This window comes from Kitasatospora sp. NPDC056800, assembly GCF_042789775.1.
Lineage (GTDB): Bacteria > Actinomycetota > Actinomycetes > Streptomycetales > Streptomycetaceae > Kitasatospora.
In genome coordinates this window covers 21,113-34,033 of sequence record NZ_JBHUAL010000014.1, presented here as the reverse complement: position 1 = coordinate 34,033, position 12,921 = coordinate 21,113, and the positions used below count along the sequence as shown (strand labels likewise).

At 75.4% G+C, this 12,921-nt stretch carries 11 protein-coding genes; 3 read left to right on the top strand and 8 right to left on the bottom strand.

What is annotated here, in order from left to right:
• Nucleotides 1-170 precede the first annotated feature (170 nt).
• Nucleotides 171-2,591 carry a DEAD/DEAH box helicase gene (locus ACFRQN_RS05145; protein ID WP_380738358.1) on the top strand — a complete coding sequence of 807 codons (2,421 nt, stop codon included), beginning with the start codon at nucleotides 171-173 and terminating at the stop codon, nucleotides 2,589-2,591.
• On the opposite strand, the gene ACFRQN_RS05140 is transcribed toward ACFRQN_RS05145, so the two are convergent.
• The 7 genes from ACFRQN_RS05140 to ssd all read right to left on the bottom strand — a co-directional run bounded on the left by ACFRQN_RS05140 (nucleotide 2,586) and on the right by ssd (nucleotide 8,485).
• A complete protein-coding gene (locus ACFRQN_RS05140) occupies nucleotides 2,586-3,113 on the bottom strand; it encodes an Rv3654c family TadE-like protein (protein WP_380738356.1) in 528 nt (175 codons plus the stop codon). The genes ACFRQN_RS05145 and ACFRQN_RS05140 overlap by 6 nt on opposite strands.
• Nucleotides 3,101-3,463, bottom strand: a complete 363-nt coding sequence (locus tag ACFRQN_RS05135) for a TadE family type IV pilus minor pilin (protein WP_380738354.1) — start codon at nucleotides 3,461-3,463, stop codon at nucleotides 3,101-3,103. Before ACFRQN_RS05135 ends, ACFRQN_RS05140 begins: the two co-directional genes overlap by 13 nt.
• Before the next feature lie 253 nt (nucleotides 3,464-3,716).
• A complete protein-coding gene (locus tag ACFRQN_RS05130) occupies nucleotides 3,717-4,010 on the bottom strand; it encodes a DUF4244 domain-containing protein (protein WP_082346309.1) in 294 nt (97 codons plus the stop codon).
• Nucleotides 4,011-4,064: 54 nt separating this feature from the next.
• Entirely contained in the window at nucleotides 4,065-4,685 is a 621-nt protein-coding gene (locus ACFRQN_RS05125) for a type II secretion system F family protein (RefSeq protein WP_380738351.1), read from the bottom strand.
• A 152-nt stretch (nucleotides 4,686-4,837) separates the two neighbouring features.
• Entirely contained in the window at nucleotides 4,838-5,872 is a 1,035-nt protein-coding gene (locus tag ACFRQN_RS05120; RefSeq protein ID WP_380738407.1) for a type II secretion system F family protein, read from the bottom strand.
• A gap of 151 nt (nucleotides 5,873-6,023) precedes the next feature.
• Nucleotides 6,024-7,361: a TadA family conjugal transfer-associated ATPase gene (locus tag ACFRQN_RS05115; RefSeq protein ID WP_380738349.1), complete on the bottom strand. Its 1,338-nt coding sequence runs from the start codon at nucleotides 7,359-7,361 to the stop codon at nucleotides 6,024-6,026.
• Nucleotides 7,361-8,485 carry a septum site-determining protein Ssd gene (ssd, locus tag ACFRQN_RS05110; RefSeq protein WP_380738347.1) on the bottom strand — a complete coding sequence of 375 codons (1,125 nt, stop codon included), beginning with the start codon at nucleotides 8,483-8,485 and terminating at the stop codon, nucleotides 7,361-7,363. The genes ACFRQN_RS05115 and ssd overlap by 1 nt, the downstream gene beginning before the upstream one ends.
• Nucleotides 8,486-9,324: 839 nt before the next feature.
• Here ssd and ACFRQN_RS05105 point away from each other — a divergent pair.
• A complete protein-coding gene (locus tag ACFRQN_RS05105) occupies nucleotides 9,325-10,122 on the top strand; it encodes an HAD family phosphatase (protein ID WP_049660070.1) in 798 nt (265 codons plus the stop codon).
• Nucleotides 10,123-10,503: 381 nt separating this feature from the next.
• On the opposite strand, the gene ACFRQN_RS05100 is transcribed toward ACFRQN_RS05105, so the two are convergent.
• The gene (locus ACFRQN_RS05100) at nucleotides 10,504-11,394 is read right to left on the bottom strand and encodes an oxidoreductase (protein ID WP_074001781.1); all 891 of its coding nucleotides are present in this window, start codon (nucleotides 11,392-11,394) and stop codon (nucleotides 10,504-10,506) included.
• Nucleotides 11,395-11,610: 216 nt separating this feature from the next.
• On the opposite strand from ACFRQN_RS05100, the gene ACFRQN_RS05095 reads away from it, so the two are divergent.
• Complete coding sequence (locus tag ACFRQN_RS05095; protein ID WP_380738345.1) at nucleotides 11,611-12,618, top strand: ATP-binding protein; 1,008 nt, start codon at nucleotides 11,611-11,613, stop codon at nucleotides 12,616-12,618.
• The last annotated feature ends 303 nt before the right edge of the window (nucleotides 12,619-12,921 follow it).

The window sequence follows — 12,921 nt, the reverse complement described above, 5'->3', positions numbered from 1 at the left end:
GGCCGCCACCGCATGGTCGCGAGCCCGGGCGCGCCCAGCCACGCGTGGCAAGCCTCGGCGCTGCGACCCACGGCCATACGGCCGTCACGGCCACATTCAACCACCTGCGACCATGCCCGCACGATGGCTTACGACGATTCTCCGTCACGCCGGTGACACACTGGGTCCTCATGCCGCCCCGACACAGCCCGCCCGAGGCACTGCTCACGACCCTGGCCGCCGGCCGGGGGCGGTCCGACCGACTCACCCATACGGAGCACCTTCCCGCCCGACCTGCGCGTTATTCACCATGGCCGGACTCGATCCGTCCGGAGGTCGTGGCCGCGGCTCGTGCCGTCGGGGTCGAACAGCCGTGGGCGCACCAGGCAGAAGCGATGAATCTGGCCAAAAGCGGCCAGACTGTGGTGATCGCCACAGGCACCGCCTCGGGCAAGTCGCTGGGCTACCTGGCCCCGGTGCTCAGCGACCTGCTGGACGGCACCGAGGCCCGCAACGGCCGCGGCGCCACCGCGCTCTACCTGGCCCCGACCAAGGCGCTCGCCGCCGACCAGCGGCGCCGGGCCGCCGAACTCGCCCCGCCGAGGGTGCGCGCCGCCCTCTACGACGGCGACACCCCGCCCGAGGAGCGCGAGTGGGTCCGCCAGTACGCCTCCTACGTGCTCACCAACCCGGACATGCTGCACCGGGGCATCCTGCCCGGCCATGCCCGCTGGTCCTCCTTCCTCAAGGCGCTGCGCTACGTGGTCGTGGACGAGTGCCACAGCTACCGGGGCGTGTTCGGCTCGCACGTCGCCCAGGTGCTGCGGCGGCTGCGCCGCATCTGTGCCCGTTACGGTTCGTCACCCGCCTTCCTGCTGGCCTCCGCCACCACCGCCGACCCGGCCGCGACCGCCCGGCGGCTGACCGGCCTGCCCGCCGTGGCCGTCACCGAGGACGCCTCGCCGCGCGGGCCAATGGTCTTCGGCCTCTGGGAGCCGCCGCTGACCGAGAACGTCGGCGAGCACGGCGCGCCCGTGCGCCGCACCGCGACCGCCGAGGCGGCCCACCTGCTGACCGAGCTGGTCGAACGGGAGACCCGCACCGTCGTCTTCGTGCGCTCCCGGCGCGCCGCCGAGCTCGTCGCGCTCCAGGCCCAGGACCAGCTCGGCCGCCCGCTCGCCGGACGGGTGGCCGCCTACCGCGGCGGTTACCTCGCCGACGAACGCCGGGCCTTGGAACGCGACTTGCACTCCGGCCGACTGCTCGGACTCGCCTCCACCTCCGCTCTCGAACTCGGCGTCGACATCTCCGGCCTCGACGCCGTCCTGATGGCCGGCTACCCCGGCACCCGGGCCTCGCTCTGGCAGCAGGCGGGCCGCGCGGGGCGGGAGGCCCAGGGCGCGCTGGCCGTCCTGATCGCCCGGGACGACCCGCTGGACACCTACCTGGTGCACCACCCCGAGGCGCTGTTCGCGGCCCCCGTCGAGGCCACCGTGCTCGACCCCGACAACCCGCACGTGCTCGCCCCGCACCTGTGCGCGGCCGCCGCCGAACTCCCGCTCACCGACGCCGATCTGGAGCTGTTCGGGCCGTCCACCGCACCACTGCTGCCGGTCCTGGAGCGGCGCGGCCTGCTGCGCCGGCGCAGCGACGGCTCCTGGTACTGGACCCGTCGCGAGCGCGCGGCCGACGCCGTGGACCTGCGCGGCAGCGGCGGCAACCCGGTGCAGATCGTCGAGGCCGACACCGGCCGGCTGCTCGGCACGGTGGACGCCGCGGCCGCGCACACCACCGTCCACACCGGCGCCGTCCACCTGCACCAGGGCCGCACCTACCTGGTCCGGGAGTTCGACCTGGAGAACTCCGTCGCCCTGGTCGAACCGGCCGACCCGCCCTACACCACGGCCGCCCGCGACATCACCTCCATCTCCGTCCTCGACACCGACACCACCGTGGACTGGGGCGAGGGCCGGCTCAGCTTCGGCTCGGTGGAGGTGGTCAACCAGGTGGTGGGCTACCTCCGCAAGCGGATCTCCACCGGGGAGATCATGGGCGAGACCAAGCTCGACCTGCCGCCCCGCACACTGCGCACCCGGGCGGTCTGGTGGACCGTCACCGAGGACCAGCTGCTCGACGCGGACATCCCGCCCGACCAGCTGCCCGGCGCCGCCCACGCCGCCGAGCACGCCTCGATCGGGCTGCTGCCGCTGTTCGCCACCTGCGACCGGTGGGACATCGGCGGCGTCTCCGTCCCGCTGCACCCGGACACCGGCCTGCCGACCGTGTTCGTCTACGACGGCCACCCCGGTGGGGCCGGCTTCGCCGAACGCGGCTTCCAGCGGGCGGTCCAGTGGCTGACGGCCACCCGGACGGCGATCGCCTCCTGCGAGTGCGAGCGCGGCTGCCCGTCCTGCGTCCAGTCTCCCAAGTGCGGCAATGGGAACGACCCGCTGGACAAGGCCGCCGCCATCCGGCTCCTGGGCGTCCTGCTGGCCGGGGCACCCGAAGCCACGGAGGCACCGGACGACGGGCCGGGGGCCCCGGACGGGCCGGAGACAGACGGACCGGAAGCGGTCCCGGGACCGGACGGTGGCGCACCGGCCGGTTCATGAGGCCGCCCCCGCAGCCGCGCTTGGTACTCCGCCCGGAGCCCCGCCCGGCCCGCCCTCCGGCGTGTCCTCCGGGCCGGTGACCGGGGCCCGTACCGGCCCGGCCCGAGCCCTCGCCCGCGCCAGGCCGACCGGCAGTCGGGCCGGGAGCCCGCGGACCTTCACCTCAGCCACCACCTCCACGGCGTCCGCCGACCGGTCGACCGCACAGGACACCAGCCCGGCGCCCTGGACGGCGGCGATCCCGGCGGCCCGGGCGCAACCGCCGTCCCGGTCCAGCAGCAGTCGGTCCGCCGCGGCGAGGGCCGCGAGGTCGGCCGCCGACTCGGCCCGGTGCCGAGCGGCCACCACCGAGCCGACCGCGATCGTCCCGGCGAACACCGCCGTGCCCAGCATCGCCAGGGCGAGCAGCCAGACCGTCGCCGAGCCGGCGTCCGGCCCCCGGCCGCCCACCGCGACCGCTCGGGCCGCACGGGCGCGTGCCAGCCGCTCCGCCGCCTCCCGCAGCCCGGTCAGGACGGCCACGGGCCACCACCTGCCTCCGCGCCCGCCACCAGGACGTCCTCCCGCGCCGCCACGGCCGCCGCAGTGAGCCGGACGGCGAGCAGCCCGCCGAGCCTGCCCGGCCCCGCGCACGGCGCCTCCACGTCGACCCGGACCGTGTCGGCCGCCACGGCGACCCGGACCTGTGCGCCCGGCGGGGCCGCCGCGCGGGCGAGCCCGGCGGCGTCCGCCTCCCCGCGAGCGGCCGCCCTGGCGCCGACCCGGGCGGCGTCCACACAGCGGATCTGCGCGGCCGCCGCGAGCACACCCCAGATGAGCATCGCCGCGAGCAGGAGGAGCGCCGGCAGTGCCACCGCCGTCTCCGCCGTCACGAAGCCCGCGTCGCCGCGCCGCCCCGGGCGCAGCGACCACGCCCGGTCCGGGTCCGTTCTCAGGCCCCTGCCGCCCGCCCGGAGCACGGGCGGAGCGACGCCGGGGCGCGTGCCTCGCGAGACGGGGACAGAGCCTCCTCCCGACCGCCCGGCCGGGGGCCACCGACGACCGGAGGCAGCCCCACGGGGTGCGCCCGCCCCCAGGGGGCCACCCGCCGAAGGCGGCCCACCGGCGGGAGTTCGGCAGCCGGCCTCAGGTCGCATGGAGCGCCCGTACCAGCATGTCGGTCAGCGCACCGGTGATGGCGTCGCTGGTCACCACCTTGTACAGCCCGGCCGCGAGGGCGCACGCGCCCAGCGTCCCGACGGCGTACTCGGCCGTGGTCATCCCGGCGTCCGAGCGGCCCCGGAGGCGCGCCACCCGGCGGACCCGGCGGGCTGCCCAGCGCACCCGACGGGCCGACCGGTGACTCCTCCGCCGCCACTCCTCGGCCAACGGGCGGAGCGGACGCCCGGCACCGGGCCGAATCGCGATCACTGCGGTCATGAAAACTCTCCTGTCACTCGACGTACGACGGCCGCTCGTGCGGCCGACGATCATTCACATCGCCTCGGCGAAGCGGCTGGTGAGGCCTACGACCACCGGCACCACGCCGATCAGGACGAAGGCCGGGAGGAAGCAGAGCCCCAGCGGCGCGGTGGCGAGCACTGCGGCCCGGCGGACCCGGGTGTGGGCCGCGCGGGCGGCCGCCGTGCGCTGCCCCTGCGCCAGCCCGATCAGCGGGCCGGCGGCGGGGACGCCGCCGAGGCTGCTGCGCTCCAGACAGCGGGCCAGCGGCGCCAGCGACGGGTGCTGCTCGCCCAGGCGGTGCCAGCACAGTTCCGGCGGTGCGCCCAGGGCCAGTTCGGCCCCGATCGCCGCCAGCCGGGGCCCCAGCGGCTCCCCCACACTTCGACCCACCGCCGACACGGCCTCCGAGGGGAGCGCCGCCGAGCCGAGGCAGGCCGCCAACAGCTCAGCGCCCAGCGGGAGTTGCCTGGTCAGCAGCTCCTCCTCGCGGGCAGCCCTGCGATCGGCCGGCGAGCGCGCCCGGGCCGACCAGCGATGGACGCCCACCGCGAGCAGCACCCCGACGGCCAGCCCGGGGCCGCCACCGAGCAGCACCGCCGCCGTGATCCCGGCGACGCCCGCCACCAACAGCCGTCGGCGACGCTCAACCACCAAGGCAGCAGCCCTGGTTCGCCTTCCGATCCCCTCTCCACCCCGGGCCCGGACGAGCACCCGTCGGCGTCTTACCCGGCCGCGCACCGACGCCCACCCCGCAGCAACCACGCCTGCCGTGAGGGCGAAAGCCGCCCACTCGATGCCCCGCATCACCTCGCCCCCGCTTCCGCCCCGAGCGCCCGTGCACGCACCCGCGACAACCCGCGGTTCCGCTCGCCCGGCCGAAGAGCGGGCCCCGCACGACCTGAGGCCGCACACCGCCCACCCCGCCCAGCCGGCGCCTCCAGCGCGCCGTGGGCCGCCACCCGGACGATGCGTGCCGTCCAGAGCACGCCCAGCCCCTCCAGAACCGCCCCCGCCACGAGGCAGCCCAGCCCGGCCGGGGTGTGCAGCAGGACCTCCAGCGGGTGCGCCCCGAGCGCCGCACCGAGAAGCAGCCCGACGCCCGGCAGCGCGGCCAGGACGGCGATCGTCGCGCGCGGCCCTGCCAGTTCCCCGGCGATCTCCTCCGCGAGCGCCCGCTCGCCGCGCAGCGCCTCCGCGACCCGGTCCAGCGCATCGGCCGACCCCGATCCGCTGCCCTCGGCCACCCGCCAGCAGGCCGCGACGGCCGCGGCCCCACTGCCGCCCGGAAGTTCGGCCAGCAGGTGCAGCGCGGCGGGTACGTCCCCGCCGTAACGGCCCGCCGCCAGTCGGGCCACCGGCTCCTCACCGAGCCTGCGCAGCCCCTCCGGGTCGGCGGCGAGCCGTGCGGTGACCAGGTGCAGCGCCTGCTCCGGCGTCGCACCACCACGCAACTCCCCTGCCAGGCCCGCGCAGAGCTCCACCACCGCCGCGGCCCGGTGCCGAGCCTCCACCGCCAGGCGTCGCCGCAGCCGCCACCTGCGCAGCGGCAGGACGGCCAGCGCGGCCGCGAGCACCGGCACCGGTGAGGCGGTGGCCTGCCCGGCGGCCAACCCCAGTGGAAGGAGCAGCAGTTCGGGCACCAGGAAGCCCGGCAGCAGCCCCCTGGCCCAGAACCGCACCTCGATCTCCGGGCCGGGCCCCCGCACCGGAGGCCCGCTGCCCGCCAACACCAGCCTGGAGCGCTGCCCGCCCGGCAACTGCCCCTGCACCGCACGCCACGCGGCGACGGCCACCAGGAACAACGCCAGCACCCAGCAGAACGCGAGCTGACTCTGCATCACTTCACCCACCTCCGTTGACCTCGGTCTTTCCGGCCCGCGCCGCCGAGCAGCACCAGAGCTCCCACGGCGCACCCGCCCACCAACAGGGCGAAGGCGACTTCCACCACCCGCACGTCCGCGCCCACCGGCCCGGCCACCGTCACCGCGATCACAGGCGCCCCCGCCCGAGCGACACCCCGCGTGCCGCCAGCAGCCCGACCAGCCGCTCCCACCCCGCACCGGGGCTCAGGCCACCGGACGCCGGGAAGGCCACCGCGGGCGTGGTCACGGCCGACCCGTCACCGGCCCCGGCCAGCGTGTGGATCTCCGCCACCCGGCGCCGCCCCGAGCCCGGATCGCGGACCAGGTGCACCACCACGTCGAGTGCGGCCCGCAGTTGGCCGTGCAGCGCCGTCCGGTCGAGGCCCGCGAGCGCGCCCAGGGCCTCCAGCCGGACCGGCACGTCCGCCGCCGTGTTGGCGTGGACCGTGCCGCAGCCGCCTTCGTGCCCCGTGTTCAGCGCGGCCAGCAGGTCCGACACCTCGGGGCCGCGGACCTCGCCGATCACCAGCCGGTCCGGACGCATCCGCAGCGCCTGGCGGACGAGGTCCCGCAGGGTGAACTCGCCCAGCCCCTCCTGGTTGGGCGGCCGGCTCTGCAACCGGACCACGTGCGGGTGGGCCGGTTGCAGCTCGGCGGAGTCCTCGGCGAGCACGATCCGCTCGTCCGGCCCGACCAGGCCGAGCAGGGCCGACAGGAGCGTGGTCTTCCCCGAGCCCGTCCCGCCGGAGACGAGCAGCGACAGCCGGGCCCGCACGATGCCCGCGAGCAGCTCCGCACCCTCCGGTGGCAGCGACCCGCCCGCCACCAGCTCGTCGAGCGTGAAGGGCCGGGGGCGGCAGACCCGCAGCGAGATGTGCGTGCAGCCGGCCGCGATCGGTGGCAGTACGGCGTGCAGCCGGGTGCCGTCCGGCAGCCGGGCGTCCACCCACGGGCGGGCGTCGTCCAGCCGCCGGCCGGCCGCCGTGGCCAGCCGGTGGGCCAGCCGCCGCACCGCCTCGGCGTCGGCGAAACGGACTCCGGTGGTTCGCTGCAGGCCGCCGCCACGGTCGACCCACACCTCGTCCGGACCGTTCACCAGGACGTCCGTGACGTCGGGCGCCGCCAGCAGCCGGTCCAGCGGGCCCGCACCCACCAGTTCGGCGCGCAGCGAGCGCACGGTGTCCAGGACCTCGTCCCCGCCGAGCGGCGGGCGGGTGGCCCGCAGCGCGGCCGCGACCGAGCCTGCCGTCGGGGCGGCCCCCGACTCGGCCAGCCGCAGCCGGACCGCGTCCACCAGGGCCGCCGCCCGCTGCTCGCGGGCCGTACGACCGTACGGACAGGGCCCGTGCCCGGGCTCCGGCGGCCCGCCGGGCGGCGGCACGCTCCGCAGCGGCCGGTGCTCCCGCGCACCGCCGCCCGGACCGGGCGATCCGCTCCGAAGGACCGTTCTGCGCAGACGGACCATCAGTACACACCTCCTCCGGCCACCGGCACCGGCGGCAGCACCTCGGTCAGGAAGCTCGCGCAGAAGCGCGCGAGCGGGCCGCCCTCCCGGCTTCCGGGCGGGACGCCCTTCACGACGTCCTGGACCAGGCCCGGCTCCGGCTCCAGCTCCCCCGCCAGCGGCAAGCGCAGCCCGCGGACGATCTGCCGGGCCGGGAGCCCGCCGGCCCGCACCGGCCGCACCACGGCCCGGACGTCCCCGAGCCGCATCCGGGCCGCCGCCGCGACCCGGTCGGCGGCGGCCACCGCGCGCAGCTCGGCCGACACCACCAGGAGCGCCAGGTCGGACTGCTCCAGCGCCTGCCCGGCGGCCGCGTCGAGGTGCCGGGGCACGTCGACCACCACCAGCCCGCCGCGCCGTCTGGAGGCGGCCAGCACGCTGCGCATGGCCTCCGGCGGCACCGTCAGGGTGTCGCCGCGGTCCCAGGACAGGCAGGACAGCGCGGAGAGCCGTTTGAGCGCGGGCAGCGCCCGGGCCAGCTCGGCCCCGCTGACCCGCCCGCGGGAGCCGGCCAGATCGGGCCAGCGCAGCCCGCTGACCCGCTCGCCGCCGAGCAGGATGTCGAGGCCCCCGCCCAGCGGATCGCCGTCCAGGAGCATCGTCCGCCGGCCCGCCCGCGCGGCCGTGACCGCCAGCGCGCAGGCCAGGGTCGAGGCCCCGGCCCCGCCGGACCCGCCGAGCACCGCGACGGTGACCGCCGGGCAGCCGACGCCCTCGGCCGCGTCGGCGATCCGATCGAGCAGCCAGGCTTCGGCATCGGGCAGGAACAGCACGTGCTCGGCCCCGAGTTGGACGGCTCTGACCCACACCCCGGGGTCGTCCAGGTCCAGCCCGAGCAGCAGCACTCCGCCGCGCCGCCCCAGCCCGGAGCAGCGGACGGCCTGGTCGTCCCCGACCAGGACCAGCGAGGCCCCTTCCCAGAGGTCCCGCGTCGGCGGCGCGCCCCGGACCAGCCTCGGCTCGGTGCCCGCCGCCGCGCAGATCCGCAGCAGGTGCTCGGCCAGGCCCTCGTCCTCGGTGACGACGAGCGGCCCGGCGACCGCGGGGCCCTCGGCGGTGATGTGGTCGGCGATCGGCGTCGACATGGTTGCTCCCCTCCGCGCAGCCGGCCACCGGGGTGGCCGACGGCGCACGTCGGACGGTTCCGGCGGACGGCCGCCCGACAGGCCTCTGAGGGAGGAAGGGGGTGAGGCCCTGCCCGGCGACCGCCGCCGGTCATCACGGTGGGGGGAGATCCGGATTTCGTCATCCGGGTTCCGATTGCCTGTGGATAACTCGTGTGCTGTGGAGGAAAACGTTCACCCGGGCGGGGGGCTATTCGGCGAAGAATTGACGAAAGGGGGTCACCGAGATGAACCGGTGACCCGCCCCGTCCCGTTCAGCCGTTCTCCCGACCTCCGCCCGCCGCCTTCCGGACACCGCTTCCGAACGGCTTCCGAACGGGCTCGCACCACCGATCGGAACCAGCCGTTCGATCCTCGACGGGCATGAGCAAATGACGACACAGAGTGACGAAAGTCGATCGACGGGCCGGAGTGGCGACACCCCCTGTAAGCCGTCGACACGACGGCGGCGCACCCGCGGCGAGGGGCGTTCAAGCCCTGAAAATGGCCCCGGACGTGCGACGACCCCCGCCGGGGGGGAGAGCGGGGGTCGTCTATCCACAGCCCGGCTCGGGGGGGAGGAGCCGGACCGGGTTAGCACGGTCGCGAACGATCCGTGACTTCCATGGTGTACCCGAGCGGCCAGAAACACAAACCCGCACGCCCGCGAGTACGCCGAATGGCGGGGTCTTTTGCGGCTCCCTCTATCCTCGGTTCCCGTGGACACCACCGAGAACGCCGACGACTACGCCGACGAGTCCCAGGGCGACGCCACCGGGCCCGAAGAGCTCCGCCCGCCCGTTCGCCCCCGACCCGGCGGGCTGCGCACCGCGGCCTTCTTCGACCTCGACAAGACCATCATCGCCAAGTCGAGCGCACTGGCCTTCAGCCGCCCCTTCTACCAGGGCGGACTGATCAACCGTCGGGCCGTACTGCGCAGCGCGTACGCCCAGTTCGTCTTCCTGGTCGGCGGCGCGGACCACGACCAGATGGAGAAGATGCGCCAGTACCTCTCCGCGCTCACCCGGGGCTGGAACGTCCAGCAGGTCCGCGAGATCGTCGCCGAGACCCTGCACAACCTGATCGACCCGATCATCTACGACGAGGCAGCCTCGCTGATCGAGCAGCACCACGCGGCCGGCCGGGACGTGGTGATCGTCAGCAGCTCCGGCTCCGAGGTGGTCGAGCCGATCGGCCGGCTGCTCGGCGCGGACCACGTGATCGCCACCCGGCTCCAGGTCGAGGACGGCTGCTACACCGGCGAGATCGAGTACTACGCCTACGCCGAGAACAAGGCCGCCGCCATTCGGGAGTTGGCCGCGACCGAGGGCTACGACCTGGCCGCCTCCTTCGCCTACAGCGACTCCTCCACCGACCTGCCGCTACTGGAGGCGGTCGGCCATCCGTCGGCGGTCAACCCGGACCGCGCGCTGCGGAAGGAGGCGCAGGCCCGGGAGTGGCCGGTGCTGGTCTTCGACAAGCCGGTGGAACTGCGGCGCCGACTGCCCGAGTTCTCGGCCCCGAGCGGCTCGGTGCTGACCGCGGTGGCGGTCGGGACGGCCGTGGTGACCGCCGGGGTGATCTGGTACCTGGCCCGCCGGAGGCGCCCCCTCGCCTGAGGCGGGCGGCCCGGCAGCCCTTGGACAAAACGGTCAATCGGGACAGACTTCTCTTTTCGGGTTCCCCTTTCCCCCGAAACGCGATACAAATGAAGCACGGCCCGCGAGACCCGGTCAGGACCTTAAGAGGTCAAACCGACAACGCAGTTCAGGCCCCACGGACCGCACGTACAGATATCCGGGCACCCACATGCAGCCGACCCGCTGTCGGGCCGCCGGACCAGACGAACGGGCAGGATCCCCGTCTGATCGGCACTTCCGGTGCATGCATGGTCACCCGGTATCTGCACCAGCGGCGGCACCCGGCAGGAGCAGGTGCCGCCGCATCCTCGTCTCCGCGCGCCCCCTCTCGGGGCGCGCGCGCCGTCCCGAGCGGGGCGCTCAGACCATCCCGCGCTGCATCGCCTCGCAGACCGCCGTGCTCTCCCGCACCCCGAGCCGCAGCGCCCGACCGCTGTACGCGATCCAGGCCGCCATCCCCTCGGGGGTTCCCGCCAGGTAGCCGGCCAGGGCTCGGCGGTGGGCGGCGGTGCCCAGCTCGGCCAGGCCGACCTCGGCCGGGCAGATCGACTTCGGGTCGAGCCCCTCGGCGATCAGCACGATTCGCTGGGCGGCCCGCGCGATCACGCCGTTGTGGGCGCCGAACGGCCGCAGCGCGAGCAGTTCGCCGTGCACCACCGAGGCCACGACGAGGGCCGGCGTGCCCACGCCCTGGCCCTCCGCGCGCGCCACCAGCAGCCGGGAGAGCTGGTCGAGCCGGGCCGCGACCTCCTCCGCACCCGGAGCGGGCGGCAGCACGGGCGGCGGCCCGTCGACGGCCTCGACCTCGACGCTCTCCACCGGCTCCAGCTCCTGCGGGAACAGCACCTCCGCGCCCTCCCCGGCCCGCCGCGGGCGACCGGCGGCCGGATCGCCGTCGCCGACCGCGAGCAGGTGCAGCCGGGCCAGCACCTGGAGCGGCGAGTGCCGCCAGATGCTGAGCAGCTGGCCGGCCTCGGCGGCGATCCGCAGGGCCGCGCCGACCGTCCGGGCCTCGGGGTCCGCGCCGAAGTCGCTGCGGCGGCGGACCTCCTCCAGCGGCCAGTCGGCCCCGGCCAGGGCCGCCGACGCGCGGGCGCCGCGCAGCGCGGACTCGGAGGTGACCTCGGCCGCGCGGCGGCGCATCACCCGGTGGCCGTAGAGCCGGTCGACGGCCTTGCGCACCTCGGCGACCGCGTCGGGCACCCCGGGGAGCTGGGCCAGCGGGGCGAGGGGATCAGTTCCAGTGCTCACCTACCCGAGAGTAATGAACGGGCCGCCCCTCCCGGAACAGCAACCCCGCATCACCCGTTAGAGGCAATCCTCACTTCCCGCCCCCGGCGACACCCAAACCCCGGCTAGCATGGCCGCTATCGGAGACGATAACGATTTCCAACTAGGGGCGGCGTCGCGCGGCCCCTGGGCGGACGGCCCGCAGCGAGGGCCCTGAGCGAGAGCCGGAGTCCCCAGATGAAGATCGCCTTCGTCGGCAAGGGCGGCAGCGGGAAGACCACGCTGTCCGCGCTGTTCATCCGCCACCTGGCAGCCCTGGGCCGGCCGGTCGTCGCCGTGGACGCCGACATCAACCAGCACCTGGGCCCCGCACTGGGCCTGACGGGCGATCAGGCCGCCGCCCTGCCCTCACTGGGCGGGCACCTGCCGGAGATCAAGGAGTACCTGCGCGGCAGCAACCCGCTCATCCGCTCCTCCGACGAGATGATCAAAACCACGCCGCCCGGCCGCGGTTCGCGGCTGCTGCGGATCGTCGAGGAGAACCCGGTCTACGCCGCCTGCGCCCGCCCGATCGCGCTGGACGAGGGCTCGGTCCGGCTGCTGGCGACCGGCGCGTTCACCGAGGAGGACCTCGGGGTGGCCTGCTACCACTCCAAGGTCGGCGCGGTGGAGCTGCTGCTCAACCACCTGCTGGACGGCCCGGGCGAGTACCTGGTGACCGACATGACCGCGGGCTCGGACTCCTTCGCCTCCGGCCTGTTCACCCGCTTCGACCTGACCTTCCTGGTCGCCGAACCGACCCGCAAGGGCGTCTCCGTCTACCGCCAGTACAAGGACTACGCCCGCGACTTCGGCGTGCGGCTGCGGGTGGTCGGCAACAAGGTGCAGGGGCCGGACGACCTGGCCTTCCTGCGCCGCGAGGTCGGCGACGACCTGCTCACCACCTTCCGGCAGTCGGACTGGGTGCGCCGCCTGGAGCAGGGCGCCGAACCGCCGCTGAAGTCCCTGGAGACGGCCGACCGGGCCGTGCTGGAGGAGCTGCGGATCGAGGCCGACGCGGCGTACGGGCGGCGGGACGCGCGCCGCTACACCGAGCAGGCGGTGCTCTTCCACCGCCGCAACGCGGAGAGTTGGGCCAACTCCAAGGTCGGCATCGACCTCGCGACCCAGGTGGACGAGGACTTCGTCCTGGGCGGATTCGCGGACGGCGACACGCGCACCGCCCCGGCGGGCGCCCGCGCCTGACCCCCACCACCGCCGCCGAACGGGCCGCGACCTCCCCCGCTCCGGGAGGTCGCGGCCCGTTCGCCGCGCCCGGCCCCGGAGCCGACCCCGGCGGACGGGAGCCACGACCGCTGCGACCAGCAGATTCCCGACCGTTAGGCCACCACCCATTGGGGTGAATCAGGGGGTTTTCCGCTTCCCTCCCGGAACCACGCTGTGCAAAGCTTTCATTACCCTCGGTTTACCGAGTCTTGATGGTTCGCCCGGTGGCCCCCGGTGAGACGTCCCGCACCTCGCCCGAAGCCCTGGCGGGCCTGATGGTCA

Excerpts from the sequence above, each read along its gene's own strand:
- ACFRQN_RS05130 (WP_082346309.1), bottom strand. The coding sequence starts at position 4,010 with ATGACCGCAGTGATCGCGATTCGGCCCGGTGCCGGGCGTCCGCTCCGC.
- ACFRQN_RS05115 (WP_380738349.1), bottom strand. The coding sequence starts at position 7,361 with ATGGTCCGTCTGCGCAGAACGGTCCTTCGGAGCGGATCGCCCGGTCCG.
- ACFRQN_RS05095 (WP_380738345.1), top strand. The coding sequence starts at position 11,611 with ATGAAGATCGCCTTCGTCGGCAAGGGCGGCAGCGGGAAGACCACGCTG.
- ssd (WP_380738347.1), bottom strand. The coding sequence starts at position 8,485 with ATGTCGACGCCGATCGCCGACCACATCACCGCCGAGGGCCCCGCGGTC.
- ACFRQN_RS05120 (WP_380738407.1), bottom strand. The coding sequence starts at position 5,872 with ATGCAGAGTCAGCTCGCGTTCTGCTGGGTGCTGGCGTTGTTCCTGGTG.
- ACFRQN_RS05145 (WP_380738358.1), top strand. The coding sequence starts at position 171 with ATGCCGCCCCGACACAGCCCGCCCGAGGCACTGCTCACGACCCTGGCC.